The 25,980-nt window shown below is 63.6% G+C and carries 20 protein-coding genes and 1 tRNA gene; 9 read left to right on the forward strand and 12 right to left on the reverse strand.

Annotated elements, in window-relative coordinates; genetic code table 11:
- Window positions 1-210 precede the first annotated feature (210 nt).
- Entirely contained in the window at window positions 211-825 is a 615-nt protein-coding gene (locus JXQ94_RS09185) for a hypothetical protein (RefSeq protein ID WP_421923473.1), read from the reverse strand.
- A gap of 265 nt (window positions 826-1,090) precedes the next feature.
- Window positions 1,091-1,167, reverse strand: a tRNA-Ile gene (locus JXQ94_RS09190).
- A gap of 180 nt (window positions 1,168-1,347) precedes the next feature.
- Here JXQ94_RS09190 and JXQ94_RS09195 point away from each other — a divergent pair.
- A complete protein-coding gene (locus tag JXQ94_RS09195; protein WP_421923474.1) occupies window positions 1,348-2,058 on the forward strand; it encodes an SIMPL domain-containing protein in 711 nt (236 codons plus the stop codon).
- A gap of 12 nt (window positions 2,059-2,070) precedes the next feature.
- Here the strand turns inward: JXQ94_RS09195 and panD are convergent, their stop codons facing one another.
- Window positions 2,071-2,436, reverse strand: a complete 366-nt coding sequence (panD, locus tag JXQ94_RS09200) for an aspartate 1-decarboxylase (RefSeq protein ID WP_421923476.1) — start codon at window positions 2,434-2,436, stop codon at window positions 2,071-2,073.
- A 228-nt stretch (window positions 2,437-2,664) separates the two neighbouring features.
- Here panD and JXQ94_RS09205 point away from each other — a divergent pair, with 228 nt between their 5' ends.
- From JXQ94_RS09205 to JXQ94_RS09220, 4 genes are all read left to right on the forward strand, one after another.
- On the forward strand, window positions 2,665-3,423 hold the full coding sequence (locus tag JXQ94_RS09205) for a hypothetical protein (RefSeq protein ID WP_421923477.1): 759 nt from the start codon (window positions 2,665-2,667) through the stop codon (window positions 3,421-3,423).
- On the forward strand, window positions 3,423-4,295 hold the full coding sequence (locus JXQ94_RS09210; RefSeq protein WP_421923478.1) for a M23 family metallopeptidase: 873 nt from the start codon (window positions 3,423-3,425) through the stop codon (window positions 4,293-4,295). The genes JXQ94_RS09205 and JXQ94_RS09210 overlap by 1 nt, the downstream gene beginning before the upstream one ends.
- 98 nt (window positions 4,296-4,393) lie before the next feature.
- On the forward strand, window positions 4,394-5,344 hold the full coding sequence (locus tag JXQ94_RS09215) for a DUF4349 domain-containing protein (RefSeq protein ID WP_421923479.1): 951 nt from the start codon (window positions 4,394-4,396) through the stop codon (window positions 5,342-5,344).
- Between the two features lie 93 nt (window positions 5,345-5,437).
- Complete coding sequence (locus JXQ94_RS09220) at window positions 5,438-7,882, forward strand: ATP-binding protein (RefSeq protein ID WP_421923480.1); 2,445 nt, start codon at window positions 5,438-5,440, stop codon at window positions 7,880-7,882.
- A 41-nt stretch (window positions 7,883-7,923) separates the two neighbouring features.
- On the opposite strand, the gene JXQ94_RS09225 is transcribed toward JXQ94_RS09220, so the two are convergent.
- From JXQ94_RS09225 to JXQ94_RS09255, 7 genes are all read right to left on the reverse strand, one after another.
- Window positions 7,924-8,346, reverse strand: a complete 423-nt coding sequence (locus JXQ94_RS09225; protein ID WP_421923481.1) for a secondary thiamine-phosphate synthase enzyme YjbQ — start codon at window positions 8,344-8,346, stop codon at window positions 7,924-7,926.
- Window positions 8,346-8,600 (reverse strand): hypothetical protein, encoded by a 255-nt coding sequence (locus JXQ94_RS09230; protein ID WP_421923482.1) that lies wholly within the window; start codon window positions 8,598-8,600, stop codon window positions 8,346-8,348. The genes JXQ94_RS09225 and JXQ94_RS09230 overlap by 1 nt, the downstream gene beginning before the upstream one ends.
- Before the next feature lie 142 nt (window positions 8,601-8,742).
- Window positions 8,743-10,848: an RNA polymerase sigma factor RpoD gene (rpoD, locus tag JXQ94_RS09235; protein ID WP_421923483.1), complete on the reverse strand. Its 2,106-nt coding sequence runs from the start codon at window positions 10,846-10,848 to the stop codon at window positions 8,743-8,745.
- Window positions 10,849-10,900: 52 nt separating this feature from the next.
- Window positions 10,901-12,742, reverse strand: a complete 1,842-nt coding sequence (dnaG, locus tag JXQ94_RS09240) for a DNA primase (protein ID WP_421923484.1) — start codon at window positions 12,740-12,742, stop codon at window positions 10,901-10,903.
- Between the two features lie 86 nt (window positions 12,743-12,828).
- Window positions 12,829-14,742, reverse strand: coding sequence for a beta-propeller domain-containing protein (locus JXQ94_RS09245; RefSeq protein ID WP_421923485.1), 1,914 nt, complete (start codon window positions 14,740-14,742; stop codon window positions 12,829-12,831).
- A gap of 105 nt (window positions 14,743-14,847) precedes the next feature.
- Entirely contained in the window at window positions 14,848-15,312 is a 465-nt protein-coding gene (locus JXQ94_RS09250; protein ID WP_295690679.1) for a GatB/YqeY domain-containing protein, read from the reverse strand.
- Between the two features lie 257 nt (window positions 15,313-15,569).
- On the reverse strand, window positions 15,570-17,759 hold the full coding sequence (locus JXQ94_RS09255) for a sulfotransferase (protein WP_421923486.1): 2,190 nt from the start codon (window positions 17,757-17,759) through the stop codon (window positions 15,570-15,572).
- 220 nt (window positions 17,760-17,979) lie between these two features.
- Between JXQ94_RS09255 and carA the strand changes: the two genes are divergently transcribed.
- From carA to JXQ94_RS09270, 3 genes are all read left to right on the forward strand, one after another.
- Window positions 17,980-19,152 carry a glutamine-hydrolyzing carbamoyl-phosphate synthase small subunit gene (gene carA, locus JXQ94_RS09260; protein WP_421923487.1) on the forward strand — a complete coding sequence of 391 codons (1,173 nt, stop codon included), beginning with the start codon at window positions 17,980-17,982 and terminating at the stop codon, window positions 19,150-19,152.
- 185 nt (window positions 19,153-19,337) lie between these two features.
- Window positions 19,338-20,843 carry a peptide ABC transporter substrate-binding protein gene (locus JXQ94_RS09265; RefSeq protein WP_421923488.1) on the forward strand — a complete coding sequence of 502 codons (1,506 nt, stop codon included), beginning with the start codon at window positions 19,338-19,340 and terminating at the stop codon, window positions 20,841-20,843.
- Window positions 20,836-21,477 (forward strand): hypothetical protein, encoded by a 642-nt coding sequence (locus tag JXQ94_RS09270; RefSeq protein WP_421923489.1) that lies wholly within the window; start codon window positions 20,836-20,838, stop codon window positions 21,475-21,477. The genes JXQ94_RS09265 and JXQ94_RS09270 overlap by 8 nt, the downstream gene beginning before the upstream one ends.
- Here the strand turns inward: JXQ94_RS09270 and JXQ94_RS09275 are convergent.
- Both JXQ94_RS09275 and JXQ94_RS09280 read right to left on the reverse strand, forming a co-directional pair.
- On the reverse strand, window positions 21,474-21,722 hold the full coding sequence (locus JXQ94_RS09275) for a helix-turn-helix domain-containing protein (RefSeq protein WP_421923490.1): 249 nt from the start codon (window positions 21,720-21,722) through the stop codon (window positions 21,474-21,476). The two genes, JXQ94_RS09270 and JXQ94_RS09275, sit on opposite strands and share 4 nt — an antisense overlap.
- The gene (locus tag JXQ94_RS09280; protein WP_421923491.1) at window positions 21,719-22,288 is read right to left on the reverse strand and encodes a DUF2975 domain-containing protein; all 570 of its coding nucleotides are present in this window, start codon (window positions 22,286-22,288) and stop codon (window positions 21,719-21,721) included. The genes JXQ94_RS09275 and JXQ94_RS09280 overlap by 4 nt, the downstream gene beginning before the upstream one ends.
- Before the next feature lie 428 nt (window positions 22,289-22,716).
- Between JXQ94_RS09280 and carB the strand changes: the two genes are divergently transcribed.
- Window positions 22,717-25,974 carry a carbamoyl-phosphate synthase large subunit gene (gene carB, locus JXQ94_RS09285; protein WP_421923492.1) on the forward strand — a complete coding sequence of 1,086 codons (3,258 nt, stop codon included), beginning with the start codon at window positions 22,717-22,719 and terminating at the stop codon, window positions 25,972-25,974.
- Window positions 25,975-25,980 lie beyond the last annotated feature (6 nt).

Genomic DNA, 25,980 nt, shown 5'->3' on the forward strand with positions numbered 1-25,980 from the left:
ATTGCCCGGGCGTGAGCGCGCGCAAAAACACGCCGACCAAGGCACGGGGACGGGCACGGACACGGGCACACGGCATTCGGGCTGACCGGGCGAGCAGCAGGGCGCGGGCTTTGTCAGTCTCCGCAAATCAGGTCGCTATCGAGACCGTGTCAGCGCATCCGGGCTGGCAGTCAGAAGCCGTGCGCCCACCCTCGCCTCAATGAAATCGGGTCACGCGTCGCCCGCGCATCCGAATGCGGGGTCGTAGAAAGGCGCCATTATGCTGTCGCACAGACCCTGCCCCGGAAGCTGGCCGTCGAGATAAATGAGCAATGTGTATCCCAGACTGGCCGTCACATAACTCAGGAACAGGACCAGGAAACCAAACCGCAAACGAACGCTCGAGAAAAAAAGCGCCGTGCCCAGGACCGCAATGAAGACAGATGGCACTGCCCACCAGGGAAGACCGAGATCCAGGCTGACACGCGCCTCGTCATTGTGATTGCCGGTCACAACGCTCATCGTCATGGCCAGCAGGCGCTGGTAAAAGGCGACGAAGACGAGATCGTATCCAAAGGCAAGCCTGCGGCCAATGGCCAGCCAGGCACCAAACAGGCCCATGGTCAGGGTAAAGAGCGGACCGCTGATCGAGATGAGCGTGACCTGCCACTCGAAATCGGCTGGAGAGCGAAGACTGACTCGGCCCAGACCAAAGGCGAATGTGTCGACGCCGAGGGCCAGGCCCGTCAACAGATGCGTGAGTTCGTGCAGGACCGTTGTCAGAAACAACACGACGAACATCACCGCATAAAAAGTAACGCCTGGCTTTCCCGAAACATGCGACATGATCGCCTCCTTTGGCACCCTTGCGGAGACTAACCATAAAGTTGGTAACTACAATAGCTTGCGGCGGGAACATCAACCAAGGCGGCCCCATTCGAGATATCGGCAAGGCGGACTGCCGCGCGCGCGAAAATGGTGGGGCTGCCGAGGGCAAAGGGGGGGCAAAACGCGCACTGCACAGCCTCGAGCGCGCGACATGCGAGCACCGGCGCCAGCGCAATCGTGTCACAGAAGCGCCGCGCCGGTCGGAGCGGAAGCTTATGGAAAATGGTGGGCCCGGAGGGACTCGAACCCCCAACCAAGCGGTTATGAGCCGCCGGCTCTAACCAATTGAGCTACAGGCCCCGCTGTTAAAGCGTGGCCCATGGTTACTGGCTCTTGGCGCTGTCGCCAAGACAGGTTGGCAGGCATTGTTACAGGTCTGACATCATGATGGCGAAAATGAATCGCGCGCGTTCAGCGTGCGGTCAGCGCCGCTTGGGTTAGAGTGTGCGCGATCACCATCCACGAAAAGGGACTGACACCATGATCCGCACCCTCATCACCTCCACCGCGCTGGCAGCCACACTCTGCCTGCCGGCCTTTGCCCAGTTGCAGGACAACGACCCCACCCTGTCCCTGTCGGAGAGCGCGACCGTACAAATGGCGCCCGATTTCGCAACGGTCTCGTCCGGTGTTGTGAGTCGCGCCGAAACCGCCCAAGGCGCCGTGCGGGCCAATGCCCAGGCGATGAGCGAGGTGTTTGACGCCCTGCGCCGGGCCGGGGTCGACAGCGACGACATGCAGACGGCCCAGCTCTCGGTTTCGCCGGTCTATGCCGATCGGCGCCAGCCCAACCAGATCGAACGCACGATTATCGGTTATGAAGCCCGCAACCAGGTCAGTGCCAAGGTGCGTGACACCGACCGCGTCGGCCAGGTCATAGATGCCATGGTGTCCGCCGGGGCCAACAATATCAACGGCGTCACCTTCGGTGCCGAAGACACGGATGAGGCCATGAATGAAGCCCGCCGCGCGGCGATTGCCGAGCTTCTGGCCAAGGCTGAACTCTTCGCTGATGCGGCCGGATTCGAGCTGTGCGGAATCCGGAGTATGGGCGAAAGCGGTATGGGCCGACAGCCCGTCTATGAAACACGTATGATGAGCATGGCGGATGACATGATGGCCACGCCTGTCGCCGCCGGCACACTCACGCTCACCGCCACCGTCAGTGCCGATTTCTGCATCAACCAGTAGTCGGGAAAGCGATCAGGCCGCCCGGGGCTTGGCCATGACCTTGTTGTGCTCGTCCAACAGGACCACAACCGGGTCAAACTGCTCGGCCTCGGCGGCCTCCATCCCGGCATAGGCAACGACGATGATACGGTCACCGACCTGGGCCAGACGCGCTGCGGCGCCATTGATGCCAAAGGTCCGGCTGCCGCGTGGGGCTTCGATGGCATAGGTGGTGAAACGCTCGCCATTGTTGATGTTGAGCACATCGACCTGCTCATAGGGCAGGATGCCGGCCGCATCGAGGTAATCGCGATCGATCGAGATCGACCCCTCATAGTGAAGGTCGGCCTGGGTCACGACGGCCCTGTGCAGTTTGCATTTCATCATGGTGAGGCGCATCGCGCTCCTCCAGCAACAACATATTGCGGTGCACATACGGGCAAGCGCGGCAAAATTCAACGCCTGTCGCTCGCATGCGCGGCTCACAGGCATGTAGGTCTCGCCTGAAACCCTTGCCACTGCGTGAACGCGGCGGCGCTTGTCTGAACGCGGGCCAATCGGTGCTCTCATCGAAGGTTCATGCAGGGCGTGCAAAAAAACGCTATACTCTTGGCTGGGGAGAGACTGATGAAGAACCGATCGAAAATACTCGCACCGCTTGCGGCCATGCTGCTGGTCAGCACCGCGTCGCCTGCGCAACAGCAGGCCGGCACGCCGACACGCCAACCGGTACCCACCCAGGTCAGCCCGGCCCAAATTGATCCGGCCCAGATCAACGCAGCCCGACTCGGGCAGCTGACGACCAATCTGCAGCCACAACGGACCCCGCAGCCGGACGCACCGGTGGCGATGGCGATCAATTGGGGCCAGGCCGCCGAAGACATCCAGCTGCAGGCCCGCCAATACCAGCGCACCTCGACGGTGGCGGCGGTCAGCCAGGGCAATCTGCCTTTCGCGCGACCGACCAATCCCGAGGCCGCCGGCGTCTCCAATACCGGCCTGCCGGTCCTCATCCCCGGCACCGATGCGCTGGGCCTCGACAGCAATGCACGGGTTCTGCTCTTCCCACGCGAGAATTTCTATAATCTCTCCATCACCGCGCCGGGCCTTCTGATCGAGGTCTTCGGTACACGGCTCGCCCATGCCCGCGCACCCGACCCGCTGAGCACGCGACGCCTCAGTGCCGGTGACGGCAATGGCTATCGCATCGGCGCCACCGAATATGGCCGCGAGCTGAGCTTCAATCGCTATGGCGCCGCCTATTCCATCACCGTGGAATGCGATCGCCCTGAAACCGATGCCCGCTGCCGGAACGACGCCTATGTGCGCGGCCTCGCCGACTCGCTGATCATCGCCGCCGGCAATCCGGCGTCAGGAGGTCAGTAATGTCCCGCGAAGCCGAACTCACCCTCGCCGCCGCAGTCGCCGCTGCCGGTATCGCCGCCATGATCTGGTGGCCGATGGAAGAGACGCCTTTGCCGGCAGAGGAAGACCCGGCACCGGTCGAGGCGGTCGAGCCGGAGCCGGAGCCGGAACCCGAACCTGAACCGGAACCTGAATCTGAACCGGAGCCCGAACCGGAGCCGGACCCCGTACCCGATCCGGACCCGGTCGATGAAGCCGGCGATATTTTCACCTGGATGCCCGCCGGCGATCTGGTCGAAGATTCGGGCACCGGCCAGACAACCCAGATCAATTATGCGCCCGACATGCGCTTCCCCATGGAAGCCGGGCAGGCCTATGCCAACAGCCAGGTCTATGGCTATGGCGGTTATCTGGGACCGGGGGGTGGCCAGTGCAATGCCGGCAATTACGACTATGCCTGGCGCGACAATTTCTGCGAGACGCGCGGCTATGGCACGCCCATGTGCCCCGCCGGTGTCGGACATCAGGGCCAGGATATCCGCCCGGCCAGTTGTCAGGACGATATCCACTGGGCCGTCGCCGTCGCTGACGGCACGATCACGTCCATCGGCACCTATTCCGTCCGGCTGATGACCGATGACGGCGTGCGCTACACCTATCTCCACCTCGACAAGGACACGCTCGAAGTCGAGCCGGGTGACACGGTCAGCCGTGGCGAACGGATCGGCTATGTCTCCAACGAGTTCGGTGACACGGCGACGACCATTCATCTGCATTTCGAGATCAAGATGGCGATCGATACCGGCTCGGGCATTCAAAACACGCCAGTGCCTCCCTATCTCGCCCTGGTGGACAGTTATGAGCGCCTGCTGACCGGGGAAGAGGACAGCTAGGACGCCCGCCTTCCTTTGGTCGCCTTTCCCGTGAGGATGGATCGCACTGGGGATGGATGCGACCCCCCGCCGTCTGCGGCGGGCGAAGGGATGGATGGATGAAACCTGTATTTCTGGTGGGCCTGGCCTCACTCAGCCTGCTCGCCGCGTGCGAGCAGGCGACCGTATTTGACGCCGACCGGCCCGAGGAAAGCTTCGGCCTGTTCGCCATCACCGACGCGTCTCGTGAAGACGCCAGCTACGCCCCCGCCCCGGCCCCGGCACCACAACCCATCCAGGACACCGCGGCTCGCGATCGCGATACTGGAGTCGGCACTGCCAGCGACGAGGGCAGCGAACGTCTGGTTGCTTACAGCTATGGCTATCAGCTCGAAACACCCGCCGCGGCGACTTCGACCCTGGTCGAGACCCACCGTGACGCCTGCGTCTCGGCCGGACCTGAGACCTGCCAGGTCGTCAATGCCAATATCCGTCAGCAAGGCGATCGCGGCGCCTCGGCCACGCTCTCCCTGCGCGCCGTGCCGGCCTGGATCGACGAATTCCGCGCGGGTCTCTCCAGCCAGCTCGACACCGCCAATGGCCGGATTCGCAACCAGACCCAGGCCGCCGAAGACCTGACCGCAACCATCGTCGACCTGGAAGCCCGCCTGACGGCGAAGGAAATCTTGCGTACCCGCCTGACCGCGCTCCTCGAGCGTCCCGGCGCCAGCGTTGAGGAATTGGTCCGGGTCGAGCGTGAACTGGCCCGCCTGCAGGGGGATATTGAAGGGTCTCAGGCCCGTATTCGCGCGCTCCGCGGCCGCGTCTCCATGTCGGCCATGACCCTCAATTATGCCTCGCGGATTGAGCCCGTATCCCGCAGCGCTTTCGATCCGTTGGGGCGCGCCCTGCGCAATCTGTCCGGCGACTTCGCGCGCGGCCTCGCGGATGTGCTGGGCTTTATTGCCGGCTTCCTGCCCTGGTTGATCGTGATCCTGCCCGTTGGCTGGCTGGGAACGCGTTGGGGATCGCGCCTGCTCCAGCGACGCCAGGAACAGCGCAAGGCCTGACCGGAGCAAGGGCACAGGGCGGTGGCGCGGCCATAGGGGATAAAGCGGAAATTAACCCCGTTTGGTGTGTGATGGGACCCGACGAGGTCCCCCATGCCACGCTACCGCCTGTTCTTGCCGCTTTCGGCTGCCCTGTTCTGTTTGGTGATCTTCACCGCCGTCTCCCTGCACATCCGGTCGCAGGAGCATTACGCGGTGCGTGTTCACCTGCGGGAAATCGCGGCCAATCTGCAATACAATCTCGCGGAACGGGTCCAGTTCAATCTGGACGGGCTCGAGCGCATGGCGGGCCGCTGGGTCCGCGAAGGCGGCACCGCGGAGAGCGAATGGCGCGCCGACGCACGCTCCTTTGTCGGTGACACGAGTGAATTGCGCGCGGTCCAGTGGGCCAATCCAGACTTCAGGCTGGAATGGGTCGAGCCCGCGGTCGGCAATGAGGCGGCTGTCGGACTGGATATCCTGTTTGAGGACTACCGCGCTCGCGCCGTCATGCGGGCAGTCAATACACGCCAGCCCAATAACAGCGCCGCCATCGATCTCGTGCAGGGCGGGTCGGGTTTTCTCGGCTATTTCCCGCTTTTTACCGGCGAGCGCTTTGACGGTTTGATCGTCGGTGTCTTTGATGTCGCCGGCATGATCCGAAGCGGCCTCCCGCAGGACTCTGCCGACTATGTCGCCATTCGCGTGACCGAGGGCGGCAACCTGATCCATGAATCCGGCATACCGGTCAGCGAGCGCCTCAATGCGCGCCGGACGGTCGCTTTGCCCGGCTCGGTCTGGACTGTGGAGATCCTCCCCGCCGCGCCGCTCTACATGGAAGAGTTCAGCTCCACACCGATCATCATCCTGTTTCTGGGCGTTCTGGTTTCCATCGGCATCGGCATAGGCACCCATCTCGTCCTCAGCGGCCGGGTCCGCCAGAATGAGCTGACCCGGGAACGTGAAGCCGCCTTCGACGAACTCGAACGGAATCGCGAGCGCATGGCGTTGGCGGTTCGCGGATCAGCTGACGGCTTCTGGGACTGGGATCTCACAACGAAGACGATCTACCACTCACCCCGGCTGCGCAGCCTTTTGGGCCATGCCGACGAGGCCGCCACCCTCACCGAGGACGAGTACCCGGACGATGTCCACCCGGAAGACCGGGACAAGGCCATCCTAGCCATGCGCAATCACATCAAGCACGGCACCGATTATGACATGCCGCTGCGGTTTGTCTGCGCCGATGGCGGCTATCGCTGGTTCCGCACCCGTGGCGTCGCCCAGCGCAATGACGGGCGGGCCGTGCGGATGGCCGGCTCGATCACCGACATCACCGATCTGGTCGAGGCCCGGGACCGCGCCGACGCCGCCAATCGCGCCAAGTCCGACTTCCTGGCCAATATGAGCCACGAAATCCGCACGCCGATGAATGGAATTCTTGGCATGGCACGTGTGCTGGCCAACAAGAACCTCGCGGAGGACGTCCAGTCCAAGCTGGATATTATCGTACGTTCGGGCGACACCTTGATGCATCTGCTCGACGACATCCTCGACCTGTCCAAGATCGAAGCCGGCCAGATCGAACTCGACCAGGCCCCCTTCGACCTGGCCATAATCGGCAATCGTGTTTCCGCGCTGTACGCAGACGCCGCTGCCAAGAAAGGGCTGACGCTCGCAGTCGACGTCCATGATGCGCCGGATCAGTTCCGCTTTGGGGACCCGCTTCGCCTGTCGCAGATCGCCAACAATCTCGTCGCTAATGCGGTCAAGTTTACTGCCGAGGGCCAGGTCAGCCTGTCACTCGGCCCGGCAGACGTCGCCGGCAACCCCGATGAGATCGAACTCGTCGTCAGCGATACCGGGATCGGCATGACCGAAGCCCAGTGTGGGGCGATCTTCGAGAAATTTGTCCAGGCGGACAGTTCCACCACGCGACGCTTTGGCGGCACCGGGCTTGGCCTGGCGATCTGCAAGGGACTGGTTGAGCAGATGGGCGGCACGATCGCGGTGGGCAGCACGCCCGGCGAGGGAACATGTTTCACGGTTCGCCTGCCCCTGAAAGTCGTTGAGCGAACCGATCCGACCGAACACGCGCCCGATCTGATCACGCTGGGCGGCGCCCTGACAGTTGATGGTCGCCCGGCCCGCATCCTTTCAGCCGAGGACAATCTGACCAATCGTCTTGTCCTGAAAGCCTATCTCGGCAAGCTCGGCGTCGAGCTTCACATGGTGGAGAATGGCGAGGAGGCCGTCACAGCATTCAAGCGCGACACGTTCGATCTGGTCCTGATGGACATTCAGATGCCGGTCAAGAACGGCGAGGACGCCATTCAGGAAATACGGGCGTTTGAACGGGCCGAACACCGACTGCCCACACCGGTCGTGGCCCTGACGGCCAATGTCATGACCGATCAGGTCAACCGCTATGCCATGCTCGGTTTTGACGCGCACACCGAAAAGCCGCTGAGCCCGGAAGGGCTCGAGCGCACCATGCGGCGCCTTCTGCTGGGCACGCAAATCCGCCGTTCCGCCCGCCCCGCCTCTGCGGCCTCATAGGGCTGCGGAGCCGTCGATACGGACTGCCAAGGCCCCCGAACCTAGACCGTCAGATGAAAGACCACTTCGCGCCGATGCGGACGGTCACGGTGCTCGAACAGGTAAAGTCCCTGCCAGGTCCCCAGCAATAACGCTCCATGCGCGACGGGAATGCCGATCGAAGTCTGGGTCAGCGCCGCCTTGATATGCGCCGGCATGTCATCCGGGCCCTCTGTCGTGTGCACAAGCCAGGTCATCGATGGATCATCCGCCGCCGGAACCAGTCGCCGGAAGAACGCATTGAGGTCCCGCTGAACGTCCGGATCGGCATTCTCCTGGATCACCAGCGAGCAGGATGTGTGCCGGACATAGGCCGTGAGCAGTCCGTCCGGAGCATTTGCTTCGCTTACGAAATGTTGAGCGGCGGCGCTGATCTCGTAGAGGCCTGGCCCGGTGGTTTGGAGATGGAAGTGGTGAAGGGGCATTATGCCTCCCGCTGCTGAGGTCGATACCAGTCCCGGTTTCTCGACCAGAGAATGGCCGGCAGGCCAACCAAGACGCTCCCGTAAAAAGCCGGATAGTCCCAGGCCGGCATTTGCCCGGTGACGTCCGGCGACGGGGGCCAGATCCGGCGACGGCTCATATCCAGCAGAGTGGTCAGCGCGCAATAGACGGCGACCGGCCACCAGCCGAGGCGGCGGGCGATCGGAAAGCAGAGCCAACGGGTCAAACGAAGCATTCGGTGAGGCTAGACGCTGAAACACGGGCCAGCCACAAAAAAGCCGACCCGAAGGCCGGCTTCCTTACTGTCTGAACCGGTCACTTCCGGATCCCGGATCGCCGCGTCGCGGCGCCCGGGATGACCCACGCGATGGCGCGGATCAGTTATCCAGGAAGCTGCGCAGCTTGCGAGACCGGCTCGGGTGTTTGAGCTTGCGCAGGGCTTTCGCTTCGATCTGGCGGATACGTTCGCGGGTGACCGAGAATTGCTGGCCGACTTCTTCCAGCGTGTGGTCGGTATTCATGCCGATGCCGAACCGCATGCGCAGCACGCGTTCCTCACGCGGGGTGAGGCTGGCAAGAACCCGGGTCGTGGTCTCGCGCAGATTGGCCTGGATGGCGGCATCAATCGGCAGGACGGCATTCTTGTCCTCGATGAAATCGCCCAGATGGCTGTCTTCCTCGTCGCCGATCGGCGTTTCGAGGGAGATCGGCTCCTTGGCGATCTTCATGACCTTGCGCACTTTTTCCAGCGGCATGGCGAGCTTTTCAGCCAGCTCTTCCGGGGTCGGTTCGCGACCGATCTCGTGCAGCATCTGGCGGCTGGTCCGGACGATCTTGTTGATCGTCTCGATCATGTGCACAGGAATACGGATTGTGCGGGCCTGGTCGGCGATCGAGCGGGTGATCGCCTGGCGGATCCACCAGGTGGCATAGGTCGAGAATTTGTAGCCGCGACGATACTCGAACTTATCAACGGCCTTCATCAGGCCGATATTGCCCTCCTGGATCAGATCCAGGAATTGCAGGCCGCGATTGGTGTATTTCTTGGCGATGGAGATGACGAGACGCAGGTTGGCCTCGACCATTTCCTTCTTGGCCACACGCGCTTCGCGCTCGCCCTTCTGGACGGTACGGACGATACGACGCAGGTCTTCGATCGGCACGCCGGCGCGCTGGGTCAAATCGGCCAGGTCGTCACGGATCTTGCCGGCATCCGTGGCTTCACGGTCGATGAAGCGGGCCCAGGCCTTGGACGTGGACGCCATTGAACCCGGCCATTCCGGATTGAGCTCATTGCCGAAATAGCTGTCCATGAATTGCGCGCGCGGCACCCCGTGGGCGTCGGCCATGCGCAGCAGCTTGCCTTCCAGCGCCATGCGTTCCTTGTTGATCGCATAGAGCTGCTCAACCAGTGCCTCGATACGTGCATTGTTGAGGTGCATCGTGTTGAGATTGGTCACGATGGCGTTTTGCAGGCCTTCGTACTTCTCGCGGCTTTGCTTGGTGAGGTCCTTGCCCTCGATGCGGGCAGCGACCAGCTTGTCCTGCAGCTTGCGGAAGGCCGCAAAATCGGTGGCGATGGAGTCCAGGGTCTCCATCACGCCATCGCGCAATTCCGCTTCCATGGCGGACAGGGAGAGCGACGCGCCGTCATCATCATCATCGTCATCATCGTCAGACGAGGACTCGCTCTCTTCACCGTCTTCATCATCATCTGACTTGGAGGACTTCTCCTCGTCATCATCATCATCGTCGGAGTCCGGCTTGGCGGTGGTGTCGCCGGCCGGGGTCGGCGTCTCGCCTTCGCCCGTCTCGTCCTCATCACCATCCTCGGCGGCTTCCGCCTGCTGGCCGCCATAGGTGGCATCCAGGTCGATGATGTCGCGCAGCAGGACCTGACCTTCGGTCAGCTCGTCGCGCCAGACCATGATGGCCTCAAAAGTCAGCGGGCTCTCGCAGAGACCGCGGATCATCGCATTGCGGCCAGCCTCGATACGCTTGGCGATGGCAATCTCGCCCTCGCGGGAGAGCAGCTCGACCGAGCCCATTTCGCGCAGATACATGCGCACCGGATCATCGGTGCGGTCTGCGGATGTCGGGGTGTTCTGACCGGTGACGGCGGTTTTGGAGGCGCCGGCCACTGCACGGCTGTCGCTCTCCTCTTCCTCTTCATCATCGTCATCGGTGTCGTCGGCGCTCGCTGCAGCCTTGGCCGGCTTCGCCGGGGCCTCGGCCGAGTCATCGTCCACGTCGGGATCATTATCCACGACATTGATGCCCATCTCTGACAATTGGGCGAGCACGTCCTCGATCTGCTCCGAGGAAAATTCCTCGCTCGGCAGGACCGCATTCAGTTCGTCATGGGTGACGTAACCGCGCTTCTTGGCGGTTTTCACCATGTTCTTGACTGACTGATCCGTCAGGTCCAGCAGCGGACCATCCGGATTTTCCGATGCATCATTGGCTTCGGCCGATTTGCTCATTTATTCGTCCCTTGTCGCGCCGCCCTCGAGCGCGCAATTGGAATTATACGCATCAGTTGGATTCCGAACGAGAGCTTTCGTACCGGTAGGCGTCGACCACCTGCCGAAAGCGTTCTGAATCCGCCTGCTTGAGTTCTTCGTCCAGACGGGCACGCGCCTCATCACGACGTGTCTGTGCTTCGCTTCGTTCCATATAGGCGTGAGCCAGCCGCTTCCAAGCCTCTGCCCTCACCTCTGGAGACGCCTCCATACCGCCCAGTTCCGCCCGCATGGGTCTGCGCTCACCGTCCAGCCGCTTCATCTCTGCCGCGTATCCGGCATCGGCCAATTCGGCCCTTAGCGTGTCGGTCTGCACAAACTGCCCAGAAGAGCAGGCGTCTAGAACGGCGTCGCGCAGCCTGTCAAGCGATCCCAACCGCAAAAGCGCCAGCGTTTCGACCTGCGAAGCGGCGATTTCCGGGTATTCGATCGCGGCCACCAGCAAAAGCTGCCCGAGCCGGGCCGTCGGATCACCCTGCCTGGACTGCTTGTTCCGCAGTTCAGCACTGGCTCCCAGCGGCACACCTTTGCCCGGTCGCCAAGCGCCGCGGCCGCTGCGCGGCCCGGACTGCGAACGCGTGCCAAAAACCGCATCCATGCGCTGGTCAAACTCACGCTTGTATTCCTCACGGATATCTGTGTCGGCGATCTGGGCGACCAGAGACCGGATCCGACGCCGGAAACCGGCCCGGCGATCCGGGTCATCGAGCGGTTCGACCAGGACTTCACGCTCCCAGATCAGATCCGCCAGCGAGCGGGTCTCGCGGAAAATGGCGCGCAGGGCATTGGCCCCCTCTTCGCGCAGGAGATCATCGGGATCCTTGCCATCCGGCATGAAGGCAAAACGCAGCGTCTTGCCCGGCTGCAGGAGCGGCAGGGCGCGGTCGGCAGCCTTGAAGGCAGCCGCACGGCCGGCACTATCGCCGTCCAGGCACATGACCGGCTCCCCGCCGGCGCGCCACAGGAGCTGTATCTGCTCCTCGGTGACGGCTGTCCCCAGCGGGGCAACGCCATGCTCCAGACCGGCCCGGGACAGGGCGATCACGTCGAGATAACCCTCGGCGACGATCAGCCCGCGAATATCCAGTTTGGGATCAGACGCCGCCTTGCGCGCTTCAGGATAGCGATAGAGAAGCGAGCCCTTGTGGAAGATCGGCGTCTCGGGCGAGTTGAGATACTTCGCCCGCGCGTCCTTTGACAGCGCGCGACCACCGAAACCGACCAGGCGATTGCGCGGATCGTGAATGGGAAAGGTGATGCGGTCTCGGAACCGGTCATAGGGCGAGCCGCTGTCGGGCTCGATCAGGAGACCGCACTCGACCAGATCGGCAATCGGCGCACCGGCGGTGACCAGCTCGTCCTTCAGGGCGGTGCGGCTGTTCGGCGCAAAACCGATCCCGTAGCGCACGCAGTCCTCGCCCGTCAGCCCCCGTGATTTGAGATAGCGTCGGGCATCTTCCGCCGCAGGTGTCCGCAAGGCGCGCAGGAAGAAGGCCTGGGCGCTCTCCATCCATTCGACGAGGGATTTGCGATGCTGGGTCTTCTGCTGGCTCTCCGGGTCGGGCTCCGGCAGGCGCAGACCCGCCTCACCGGCCAGGCGTTCGGCCGCTTCCATGAAGGAGAGACCTTCCATCTCCTCCAGCCAGGTGAAGACATCGCCATGCTTGCCGGAGGCGAAGCAATGGTAGAAACGCTTGTCATCATTGACGAAAAAGGAAGGCGTCCGCTCCTTCTTGAAAGGCGACAGACCGACGAATTCGCGGCCCTGGCGTTTCAGCGGCACCGAACGGCCAATGAGGTCCGACGGGCGCACACGCGCCTTGATCTCGTCGATAAAGTCCTCATTGAGACGCATGGAAACGCATCACCCCGTCGGAAAAGCCCAATAGAGCATGATGCACCTTATTTCCGGGTCGGTCGATTTATTCGATCAGGCGCGGTTCAGTCCTTTCGCGGGCCGGGTGAGAAGTCGAGCCGGCCGATTTCCTCGATGCGTTTCTCACCAGGCTGGCCCTCGATGATTTCATAGCCCAGCAAGGTGAGTATCCGGTCGCGCAGGAAGATTGGTCGGGCATTGCCATACCAGTCGGCGCAGGAAGCCTGGCATGCATCATCAAGTCCGGGCCGGGCCTGGGCATCGAGCCGTCCGAACCAGGAAAAGCGGCCAGCCTCGCGCCGAAGATAGACCATGTTGGCATCGCGACCGTCGCCAGCCAGGAGTGGCAGGGCTGCCAGCCCATCACCATCCACACCGTCGGGCCGAAAGAAGAAGGCGTGACTGCGGCTTTCCGACTCAGCACTGTTCGCCAGCAGGAAACGATCCGCGATCTCCGGCGCCTCACCCGTCAGCGAAACCGTGACGAAGCGCGTGCCGCCCCCCTGGGTCACGACCAGCGCATCGCGTCCAATCGCCTCGATGCGCGAAACCGGGGCCTCGAGCGCCAGCTGCGTGACATCACCGCCCTCCAGCGCAACCGTCAGCGCCAGATTGCGAACCTCATCGGTATCGCGTTCGACAAGGCCAACCAGAAGCGTGTCCCCGACATACCGGTTGCGGTCGACACGCGACTGCTCCGCGACAGGCAGGAATTGATAGTCCGAAAGCAAGGGCGGCTGGCTGCCATCCCCGAAGCGCGAGGTCGGCAGCCGCAACAATGCCGGTCGCCCCACCGCGCCCTCGGCTGCCCACATGCCGTCACCGGCGCCGTCCGGCAGGACGAGGATATCGAGCCGGGTCGCCGCCTCATTGGCGTGAAAGGAGAATTGATCAAGCGGTGCGCCCTCGACCCGGGCAACGCTCGGCGCGTTGCCATTGAGGGGAATGCGATAAAGATAGCTTTCACCTTCGCGGTCATACCAACCCGGGGTGACCCAGACATAGGTCGCATTGCGGGACACAAAGAAGCTTCGCCCCGCTGGCCCGAGCACCACACTGACCTCGCAAGCGAGGTCGTCCGAGGTGAGGTCACACCGGGTGACAACATGCATGCTGGAGACGGCACCCGCTCCACGCGCCCTCATCGGAGCCGGGATATAGACATCACTGGCCTGCGCCAGCCGCCGATAATCGGGCGCCTCCTGGCCCGGGATCCAGCGACTGAGTCCGGGCAGGCTGTCCAGCGGGTCTTCGCCCCAATAAACATCAAAGGCCAGCGGCGCATAAGTGATCAGCTGGTCGCCGATCAGGCGCGAGGCATAATTGCGGGAACTGTAATAGTCGTCCGAGCGCAAATGATGGGTGTCGACATGCGACAATTGCCCGTCGAGCGCAATCCGGAAGCGACTTATCTCTGTCGATTCATAGAGGTAGCTGTAGCCGATGATCACGATCAGATCGCCGGAAACGATCATCTCGTCATACCAGCTGTTCGAGCCGTCGACACCCGGCGGAAAGGCATCAATCCGGTCGATCGCGACCAGATCGTCATTCGCGGTCGAGATCGTGAACAATCGCCCGCGCCGCAGAACGATCAGGTAATCCCCGGCGACCTTGACGATTCCACCCTCATCAACCCCGGCCACCTGCGCATTCGTAATGTCCGGATTGTCGACCTGGCTTGCCGAGAATGTGTCGCTGACGGCTGCCGCCTGCACGACCGGTGCGCTGGCACTGCCGGGCGATGGCGGCGACGGTGGTGGGGGCGGCGGTGGCGGCGGCGGGAAAGCGTTGGAGACCAGCCAATCCTCGACCTCACCGGCCGCGTCGACCTCCGCAAGAAAGGCGCGCAGCTCCTCATCATCTTCGAAACTGGGCAGGGTCTGGGCCGCCGCCGGTCCGCCCCACGCGACCAAGGGGCAAAAGAGCAAAATGCCAAACGCGTGCCGGATGGCTGCAGTCAACCTGGTGATGATCATGCCCACTCCCCTGTTTCAGGGAGCAAAGCAGAGGGATGACCCCACCGCAATCGAAGATCATGGCGCGGATCAGTTTTCAGCGTGTCGGATCGACTGCGGTCGTCCTCAGGCCGAGGCGAGCAGGTCCTTGACCTTGGCGCCGGCCTTGGCGAAGTCCATGCGTCCGGCATAGCGCGACTTCAGCTCGCCCATGCACCGGCCCATATCCTTCAGACCGCTGGCATCGAGTTCGCTGACGACCGACTCGGCGGCGTCGGCGATCTCGCCATCATCCATCGGCTTGGGCAGGAATTCGCGAACGATCTCGGCTTCCGAGCGCTCCGCTTCGGCAAGATCGAGACGACCGGCCTTTTCATAGGTCTCGGCGCTTTCCTCGCGTTGCTTCACGAGCTTGGTCAGCAGGGTCAGGATTTCGGTGTCCCCGCAGCCAGAGCAGCGGTCTTCCGCGCGCGCCGCGATATCGCGGTCCTTGATGGCAGCCGAGATCAGGCGAAGCGTCGACAGACGCGCCTTGTCCTGGGCCTTCATGGCCGTTTTCATATCCGTGGTGATGCGTTCACGAAGCGACATTTTAGCAACCAAACCTATCCGGGCGCCTTGCGTGGCGCGTCCTGACGAGATCTCCGGTGTGAAGAACTTTCCTGGGCACGCAATCCGGTGCCGATTGTTTCGAATACTCCGGGGCCTTTTTCCTGGCAACACAAGCCTGAGGCCCGTGTCTTCGAAACGAGAGGCCGGGAGTTATTCCGTGGACGGCGAAGAATCAAGCCCGAACGTAAAATGTGATCGAATGTCCGGTCTGCGAATTCGCCGTGACCCTCCCGCGCTCAGTCAAGCGCGCCGTCAGTTTCCGTTGCAAATTCCCAGACTTGCGCCCGCTCCCTCAAGGGCGCGCAGGCCGGCACGTCGAGGAATTCGGCATAATCGCGCCAGCGGCCCCGGGAGCCGGTGTACAGCGGCTGGGTGACTTGATGGGCGCTCGGGGTCGAGATGCGACGCCGGGCCCGCGCGGTTTCGAAGAAGCGCGCCTGCTGCGATTCCCAGTCCCGCCCAAGCATCGCCATGACCGGCGCGATGGCGGCTTCCGGATCATCGATCAGCCGCTCATAGACCACATCGGCCCAGCGCGGCCGACGCCAATCCACAAACCGGTCCCACAGATCGAAACTACCCGCATGGAGGGCCGCGATCCGCTCCAGCCGAGTCATCACCATCATCGCATTATTGGGCGCGAAATCCTGGGCAAAATTGCTGACCGCAACGTCCAGCGGATGACGCCGCGCGAGAATGAAACCGGCAGCCGGAAAGATGCGATGGATCACGGCGACCCAGTTCAGATTGAGCGGCAGCTTGTCGACGACGCTGACGCCCGGTGCCAGCGTGCCGGCGTGACAGGCCAGACGGCGCCGGTAGGCCGCGCGCAACTCACCCACATCGGCGGCGTCAACGCCGTCGAGCCAGTCCTCGCTGAATTCGGTCTCGTCGCCAGCCATGCCGGGCACCACGGCCCTCAAGGCCTCGATCAGGACCGGGCATTCCTCGACCACGCGGATCGCGCTGTGGGATCGCAGCACGCTGTCCAGCAGCGTCGTGCCCGAGCGTGGAAAGCCTATCAGGAAGGCCAGGTCGTGACCCGCCTCCATACTCGGCGCGTCTTGCGGTGTAACCGCTGCCCTCACCCCCGACGCAATCTCGGCATCCAGACGCCGCGACAGGCTCGCCAGGCGCGCCAGCGGGCGGGTGTGGTCGCAAGGCCCGGCGATCTCCCAGCCGGTCTCCAACAGTCGATTGCCGGCCTCGAAATGACGCCAGGCCTCGTCATGGCGACCGAGCCGGTCCGCAATCCGGCCCGCTGTGAAGCGCGCGCCGCGCCGGGCCTCATCGGCAAGCCCGCCCGCCAGCGCCGCCTTGATGGCTTGATCAGCCTGTTCGATCGCACCGGACCGCAGCAGGGCGCGGGCATGGGCGTGATGGAGGTCGGCCTGGTCCAGATCAGCGCCAAGCCGGACCGCGCCTGCATGGAGGCTCAGCCAGGCCTCCGGATCGAGATCACGCTCATGATAGATCGCGGCGGCGATCAGCAGCGGGGCGGGCGCTTCCCCTCGCGCGAGTGCCGAGCGGAAGATTTCAGCGGCGGCCTCGCCGTCCCCGCACGCGTCCAGGACCCGCGCTTCGAGCAGATGCCAGTGCGCCGCGTCCCCGATCCGGGCGCCCGGAATGCGCTCGAGGAGCGCTCTTGCGTCATCCGGCCGCCCGTGGGCGAGACAGTGATTGCAATAGGCGTCGGCGAGACGCAGGCGCGGCCCGCAAAGGTCCAGAGCGCGAAGCAGAACGCGTTCCACATCATCGCGACGGGTTTCGGCCTCGCTGAGGACGGTCGCCAGCGCATGCCAGCCATCCGTCTCATCCGGCGCCAGCGCTATCGCGCGTCGGGCATTGAATTCCGCCTGCTGCCAATGGCCACAGGCCATGGCCAGGCGCGAAAGCGTGACCCAGAGGCCGGGACGCTCGGGCAGAACCCAGACCAGTGCCTGGGCGGTCTCAAGAGCCTGTGCCGGATCCCCCCCAGCCGCAGACGCTGCGAGCGACGCCAATTGGTCTGCCGCGGCGGTCTGCCCGGAACGGTCCGCCATGCCATCGAAACGGGCCCTGATGGCGTCATCGGCGGGATAGTGCGCGGCGGCGGCCTTCAGGGACGCATCATCGGGCAGGCGTCGGCAAGCCTGATCGAGACAGGCGGCCGCCCGGGCCGTCTCACCGAGGTCCACCAGCGTTCGCACCAGACCAATCCAGAAGTCGGCCTGGTCCGGCCGCAAGCGTGTTGAGGTGAGACAACACGGCAATGCCAGCCAGGGCTGGCCCGCCATCAGGCTGACGGCACCGAGATTATTGTGGGCGCTGGCCAGATGCGGATCGAGATCGAGCGCCCGGCACCAGGCGAGCGCCGCGCCGTTACGATCCCCCGTCTTCAGACAGGTATTTCCCTCTGCGATGAAGGCTTTGACGGCTTCGCTCATGATGACGGCTCATCCCCTGTACTGCGCGCCAGTATCGCGAGCGGGTCGGTCAGCCGGCAAGTCGGGCGCGCAGAGGCCGTCCGGTGCCCGGTTCAGTCATCGCTTGGCTATTGACCCGGCCCGCCGCAGGGTCTAGCAGAGCGCCCGTTTACCCGCCCCTTGCCGCTGGCCGATTCTGGTGGCGGTGACGGCGCCCCGCGAGACCCTTGGAGACATAGTCATGACGTCCACGCCGACCCAAACTCCAACCGGCGCGCTGGCGCTTGCCGACGGTTCCGTTTTCCTTGGCCATGGCACGGGCGCAACCGGCACCGCGCTGGGCGAGGTCTGCTTCAACACGGCGATGACGGGGCACCAGGAAATCCTGGCCGATCCGTCCTATGCCGGACAGGTCGTCTGCTTCACCTTCCCGCATGTCGGCAATGTCGGCGCCAATGCCGAAGACGAGGAAGCCGCGTCCGAAACCGCGCGCAAGGCCGCGGTCGGCATGATCAGCCGCGCGAAGATCACGCCGCCGGCGAGCTGGCGCGCCGAGCAGACCTTCGAGGAATGGCTGTGTGCACGGGGCATTGTCGCCCTGACCCGCGTCGATACGCGTGCCCTGACCCGCAAGATCCGTGAGGGCGGCATGCAGATGTGCGCCATCGCCCATGATCCGGCCGGCAATATCGACATTGACGCGCTCAAGGCCGCCGCCGCCGGCGCCCCGACCATGGAAGGTCGCGAGCTGGCCGCCGATGTCGCCCGCACGACGACCGATGAGTGGAATGAAGGCAATTGGACGCTTGGCGAAGGCTATGCAGTCGGCCCGGAAGACGGTCCCCGCGTGGTCGTGCTCGACTACGGCGTGAAGGCCAATATCCTGCGCCTCCTGACCGGTGCCGGCGCCCGCGTCGCGGTTCTGCCGGGCAAGGCCTCGATCGACGAGATCAAGGCCCTCAACCCCGATGGTGTCGTGGTTTCCAACGGTCCGGGCGATCCGGCCGAGACCGGCAAATACGCCCTGCCGACCATCAAGGCCGTCCTCGACGCCAATATCCCGACGCTGGGCATCTGCCTCGGCCATCAGATGCTGGCGCGCGCCATCGGTGCCAAGACCACAAAAATGCCCCAGGGCCATCACGGCGCCAATCATCCGGTCAAGAATCACGAGACTGGCCAGGTCGAGATCGTCTCGATGAATCACGGTTTCGCCGTCGACGGCGCCACCCTGCCCGCCAATGCCGAAGAAACCCATGTCTCGCTCTTCGACGGCTCCAATTCCGGCTTCAAGCTGACCGACAAGCCCGTCTGGGCTGTCCAGCACCACCCGGAAGCCAGCCCCGGCCCGCAGGACAGTTTCGGCGTGTTCGACCGGTTTGTGGGCGCGTTGAAGGGTAAGGTCGGCGCTTAGGGGCCGAACTCACCGCTCCCTCTGGATCAGTGAGAGGTGCGCGCACCGCGCTGAGCTGCCGATACGGCGCGCTGGCTGACAAGTGGTCTATGGCTCGGTCTGCGGCAGGCCGCGCAAGGCTACGGCGTGCCGCTCAGGGCGATTTCACTGGACACATCCGCCACAAATCACGCCATCATGGCGGGATGCTGAACCGACGCACCCTGCTCGCCGCATCGGCCGCCACAACGCTCGCCGCCTGCGGTCGCTCCGGCCCGCCGCCGGACCTTCTGCGTGTCGCCACCAGCGGCCTGCCGGACAGCCTCGATCCCGCGCGCGGGGAGTTTGCGGCTGCGGCGCTGGTCTACAAGCAGATCCATGCCGGTCTGACCGAGTATGCGCCGGACGGATCGGTCGGTCCGGGCCTGGCAGAAAGCTGGTCGGTCGACGAGAGCGGGCTGGTCTGGACCTTCCGGCTGCGCGAAGGCCTCACCTGGTCGGACGGCCACCCGCTGACGGCTGAAGACGTGGCCTGGTCGGCCCGGCGCATTGTCGATCCGGCCCAGAGCTTTGCCGTGCTGGGCGATTTTTATGCGGTCACGAATGCGCGGGCGATCCATGCCGGCGAAATGGCACCGGTCCAGCTGGGCGTGACCGCGCGCGATGATCGAACGGTGGAATTCCGCCTCGACACGCCGCTGGGCCTGCTACCGACCCTGATGCGCGAATTCTACCCTTTCCCGCGCCATGTCATCGAGCGGGTCGGACTGGACTGGGTGCGACCGGAATACATTGTCACAGCGGGCGCCTACACGGTGACGGCCGAGAGCCAGATGAGCCTGGAGCTGGAGAAAAATCCGACCTACTACGCCGCCAATACGGTTTCGATCCCGGCCATCCGCATCGATGGCGTGCGCGAGGATGCAACCCGCATGCGCCTCTTCCGCGCCGGCGATTACGACCTCGCCGACCGGCCACCCGCCAACCAGATCGCCTATTGGCGTGAACGGCTGGGCGAGCAGTTCCGGAGCTTCGACGCGCCAATCCTGCGCTATCTGAAAGTCAATCATGCGCGCGCGCCGCTTGACGATGCCCGCGTCCGGCGTCTGCTTTCTCGGGCGATTGACCGGGACTTCCTGGCCCGGGAGTTTTATGCCGGGACGGCCTCGCCGACAGACCTCGTCATTCCGGGCAGTCTGCTCACCGATTCCGAGATGGCCCCCCAGGCCGGCGGCGTTGCGCGGCCATTGCAAATTCGTACCACGACCGGTGAGGGTGAACGTCTGGCTGTAGCCATCGCCGATGACTGGGGTCGCCTCGGTGTCGAGACCACGTTGCTGGTCAGCTATCCCACTGATCTCTATCAGGCCGTTGATGCGGGCGATTTCGACATCGCCATTGCCAGCTTCAATCGCGGCCTGAAATCCGATCCGTTTTTCATGCTCGACCCATTCGCGCCCGGCGGATTTGCTGCCAATTTCAATTGGCAGGACGAGACCTTCGCCGAGCTTGTCGCAGCCGCAAGGCGGCAGAATGCCGCCACGGCGCGTCGTCAGCTCTACCTGGCAGCGATGGAGCGCATCCACGACCAGATGGCCGTCATCCCCCTGCTGCACGAACGCGCCCACTGGCTGGTCGGGGACCGGGTTGCGGGCACACGGGCGGAAGTCCAACCGGTGCTGTGGCGGGATCTGGAGTTGATCGATGCCTGACCTGTCACACGCGCTCAAGGCGCGCTGGCACGCGCAAATGAAGGAACTCGGCTGGGCGCCGGGCGATACGGAAATCGCCGGCATCCTGTCCGCCTACAGCGAACCCCATCGGCGCTATCACGGCCTGTCGCATCTCATCTCTATCTTCGACCGGCTCGACAGGCTGCACGACTGGCTGACCGAGCCGGCGCGGGTATGGATGGCTGCCTGGTATCACGACATCCTGTACGACACGCATCGCAAGGACAATGAGGCGAAGAGCGCCGACCGCGCGAATGCCGAACTGCCCGGCCTTGGAGCCGACCCTGACCTGGTCAGGCGGGTGGATGCGTTGATCCGGGCCACTGCCAGCCATCAGGATGGTGGGCAGGACAGGGACGACGCGCTGTTTCTCGATGTCGATTACTCCATTCTCGGTGCCCCGGACGATGTCTATGACCGCTATGCCAAGGGCGTTCGGGACGAATATGGCTGGGCTCCCGGTCTGCTCTACCGCCAGGGCCGTCGTGCCTTCCTGAAGGACGCGCAGGCGGCGGAGCGGACCTTCCTGACCGATCAGTTCGAAACAGAACTCGGCGAGAAAGCCCGCGCCAATATGCGGCGTGAATTCCTGGCACTGGGCGGCAAGCCCTAACCCGGCAACCGCCGAAACTCGAACAGCTCGCCCGGCTGGCAGTCCAGCGCGTCGCAGATCGCGATCAGGGTGGAAAAGCGGATACCCTTGATCTTGCCGGTCTTGATCATCGACAGGGCCTGTTCGGACACGCCGATCCGGTCCGCCAGCGCTTTCGAACGCACCTTGCGCTTCGCCAGCAGCACGTCGAGATGGACGATGATGTCTCCAGGAAGCCCGGGGGGAAGGTCGGGGTCAGTGCTCACAGGATCAGCTCCAGCTCCTCATGCCGCTTGCGGCCCTCGGCGAGGATGAAGGCGATCACGAAGAACAGGAGTGCCGCGCCGATCGCTTCCAGATTGCCCGAACCGAGCGAGATCTCCAGCGCGTTGGGGGCATGCGGATTGCTGACGGTTAGATAGACGCCCAGCAGCGTATGCTCGACCGGCTGCCACAGGGCGCCGACCAGGCTGGCCAGGGCGAACTGGCGGAAACTGACAACGGCATCGGCCGAGAAGTAGGCCCCGCGTGCGGTCTCCTGGAACAGGGTGCGCAGATTGATCAGGCCATAGACCGAGATGGCCAAGCCGATCGTCGCCAACCCGGCAGCGCCCAGCCGGACTGGCCAGACATACCAGCCCAGATCACCCCCACCGAAACCGCCACCCGGTGATCTTTGATCAGCGATTCCCGACGTCTCGGGCAGGAGCCACATGCCCCAAACCAATATGGGCAGGAGACCGGTCAATACGGTCACCGCCCACATCATGGACAGGCTCAAGCGTCGGATGTGACGGTCGGATCGGGTGAGGTCGGGGCTGGTTTCGGACACTATTTCCGTTCCTGAATTAAAGTTTAACTTGAATTTTTTCTGATATTAGTTGAATCGTCGGATGTCGGCAATCGGATGCGTCACCGTGATCAACCCAACCCCCAGCCGTCGCGGAAACTGACGTTTGGCGCTCATGCCCGTCCCACCCTCACGCCGGAACGGGCGAAAGCGCACAATCCCGATTGCCGACACCCGACCAGGCCCGGCCCCTTCACGGTGGCGATGAAATATGAGCCATTGAAGGCTAGCAACTTCAGTGACTTGGCGAGAATTCACCGATTCACACAGTTTACCCCTCGCCATGGCGCCGATTCCGCGATAGGTACCCGCTTCAGCACCAAAACTGATCGCTCGAACGGCACTCCGTCCCCGGAGGGTCGCGATGAGCGCGCGCGCTTGACACGCGACAGGGAAAAGAAGGCCACGCCATGCCCAAACGCACAGACATCCAGTCCATCCTGATCATCGGCGCCGGCCCCATTGTCATCGGACAGGCCTGCGAGTTCGACTATTCGGGAGTGCAGGCGGTCAAGGCGCTGAAGGCCGAGGGCTACCGGGTCATCCTGGTGAACTCCAATCCGGCAACGATCATGACCGATCCGGAGCTGGCTGACGCGACCTATATCGAGCCGATCACGCCGGAGATGGTGGCCAAGGTCATCGAGAAGGAACGCCCGGACGCGCTTCTGCCGACCATGGGAGGCCAGACGGCGCTGAACTGCGCCCTGGAGCTCGACAAGCGCGGTGTGCTTGATCTCTTCGGCGTGGAGATGATCGGCGCCAAGGCAGACGTCATCGACAAGGCCGAGAATCGCGAACGCTTCCGCGACGCCATGGACAAGATCGGCCTGGAAAGCCCGCGCTCACGCACCGTGCATTCCCTGAGCGAAGCCGACGCGGTGATGAGCGAGATCGGCCTTCCTGCCATTATTCGCCCCTCCTTCACCCTCGGCGGCACCGGCGGCGGCATTGCCTATAATGTCGAGGAATATCGCGAGATTTGCGGGACCGGCCTCGACGCCTCCCCGGTTGATGAAATCCTGGTCGAGGAATCGATTGTCGGCTGGAAAGAGTTCGAGATGGAGGTTGTCCGCGACCGGGCGGACAATTGCATCATCATCTGCTCGATCGAGAATGTGGACCCGATGGGCGTGCATACGGGTGACTCGATCACCGTCGCCCCGGCCCTCACCCTGACTGACAAGGAATACCAGATCATGCGCTCGGCCTCGCTGGCCGTGCTGCGCGAGATCGGCGTCGAGACTGGCGGCTCGAACGTGCAGTTCGCGGTCAATCCAGCCGATGGCCGCATGGTCGTGATCGAGATGAATCCCCGCGTGTCGCGCTCTTCGGCGCTGGCCTCGAAGGCAACCGGATTCCCGATCGCCAAGGTCGCTGCCAAACTGGCCGTCGGTTATACGCTCGACGAGATTGCCAATGACATCACCGATGGCGCGACACCGGCCTCCTTCGAGCCGACCATCGACTATGTCGTCACCAAGATTCCGCGCTTTGCCTTCGAGAAGTATCCAGGTGCGGAAGCCAAACTGTCGACCTCGATGAAATCGGTCGGCGAAGTCATGGCCATCGGTCGCAGTTTCCAGGAGAGCATGCAAAAGGCGTTGCGCTCGATGGAAACCGGCCTGTCCGGCTTTGACGAAGTCGAGATCCCGGGCGTTGACGAAGCCATCGACCTGGACGCCCGCAAACAGGCCGTCCGCGCCGCTCTCGCCCTGGCAACGCCGGACCGTCTGCGCGTAATCGCGCAGGCTTTCCGTGAAGGGCTGGATGTAGGCGAAGTCGAGCGTGCCTCGCTCTACGAACCCTGGTTCCTGCGCCAGATCGAGGAGATCGTCACGACGGAAGAGGATATCGCCACGCTCGGCCTGCCGGATACCGCCGAGGCCTTCCGCGACCTCAAGGCGATGGGCTTCTCGGATGCCCGTCTCGCCCAACTGGTGAAGGTTGAGGAAGTCGAGATCCGCAAGGCCCGCCGCGCCCTGGGCGTGCGTCCCGTCTTCAAGCGGGTCGACACCTGCGCCGCCGAATTCTTTGCCGCCACGCCCTATATGTATTCCACCTATGAATTGCCGGCCTTCGGTGTCGGGGCGGAATGCGAGAGCGATCCTTCGGATGCGAAGAAAGCGATCATTCTGGGTGGCGGCCCGAACCGTATCGGCCAGGGAATCGAATTCGATTATTGCTGCTGTCATGCCGCCTTCGCCTTTGGCGATATGGGCATCGAGTCGATCATGGTGAACTGCAATCCGGAGACGGTCTCCACGGATTACGACACCGCCGACCGTCTCTATTTCGAGCCCCTGACCATTGAGGACACGCTCGAGCTGATCGAGACCGAACGGGAAAAGGGCACACTGCTGGGTGTCGTCGTCCAGTATGGCGGCCAGACCCCGCTCAAGCTGGCCGGTGAGCTGGAAGCGGAAGGCGTGCCCATCCTCGGGACCGCGCCGGACGCGATCGACCTGGCCGAAGACCGCCGCCGCTTCAAGGACCTGCTCGACAATCTCGGCCTGAAGCAGCCGCCCAATGCCATCGCCTCTTCGGACACCGAAGCCCGCGCCGAGGCGGAGAAGCTGGGTTTCCCGCTGGTTCTTCGCCCCTCCTATGTGCTGGGCGGCCGGGCGATGGAAATCATTCGCGAGATGGACAGTTTCGAGCGCTATATCCGCGAAGCCGTCCACGTGTCCGGCAAGTCCCCCCTGCTGCTCGACCGCTATCTGACCGATGCCGACGAGATCGATGTTGATGCGATCTGCGATGGTGAGGACGTCTGGGTGGCCGGTGTCATGCAGCATATCGAGGAAGCCGGCGTGCACTCCGGCGACAGTGCCTGTTCACTGCCGCCCTACAATCTCTCCGACGAGATGATTGCCGAGCTGAAGGCCGAGGCAGTTGCCATGGCCAAGGCGATTGGCGTTCGCGGCCTGATGAATGTCCAGTTCGCCGTCAAGGATGGCGAGATCTACGTGCTGGAAGTCAATCCGCGCGCCTCGCGGACCGTCCCCTTCGTGGCCAAGGCCATCGGTCAGCCCGTCGCCAAGATCGCTGCGAAGGTGATGGCGGGTGCCAAGTTGAAGGATTTCGGCCTCAAGGACCCGGCGCCCAAGCATATCTCGGTCAAGGAGGCTGTCATGCCCTGGGCGCGCTTCCCGGGCGTCGATCCGGTTCTCGGACCGGAAATGCGCTCGACCGGCGAAGTCATGGGCATTGATACGAGTTTCGAAGCCGCTTTCGCCAAGGCCGAACTTGGGGCCGGCATTGCCCTGCCCCGCAAGGGCGGTGTTTTCATCTCGCTGAAGGAAGGCGACAAGGCGGCAATGATCGAGCCCGTCCGCGTCCTCAAAATGCTCGGCTTCACCATCCTTGCCACCGGCGGGACCGCCAGGACATTCGAGGATGCCGGCATTCCGGTGACCCGCGTGAACAAGGTTTTCGAGGGGCGCCCGCATATTGTTGACGCGATGAAGAATGGCGAAGTGCAGTTGATCTTCAATACAACGGAAGGCCGTCAGTCCCATCTGGACAGCTATTCCATCCGCCGATCTGCGCTTGAATCGCGCATCCCCTGCTACACCACGGCTTCGGCCGCGCGGGCCGCCATTGCCTCACTGCGCCGTATTGATGAGGGGGCGCTTGAACCGCAGGCGCTGCAGACCTACTCTTGATGGCCA

Source organism: Maricaulis maris, from assembly GCF_049116555.1.
Lineage (GTDB): Bacteria > Pseudomonadota > Alphaproteobacteria > Caulobacterales > Maricaulaceae > Maricaulis > Maricaulis maris_C.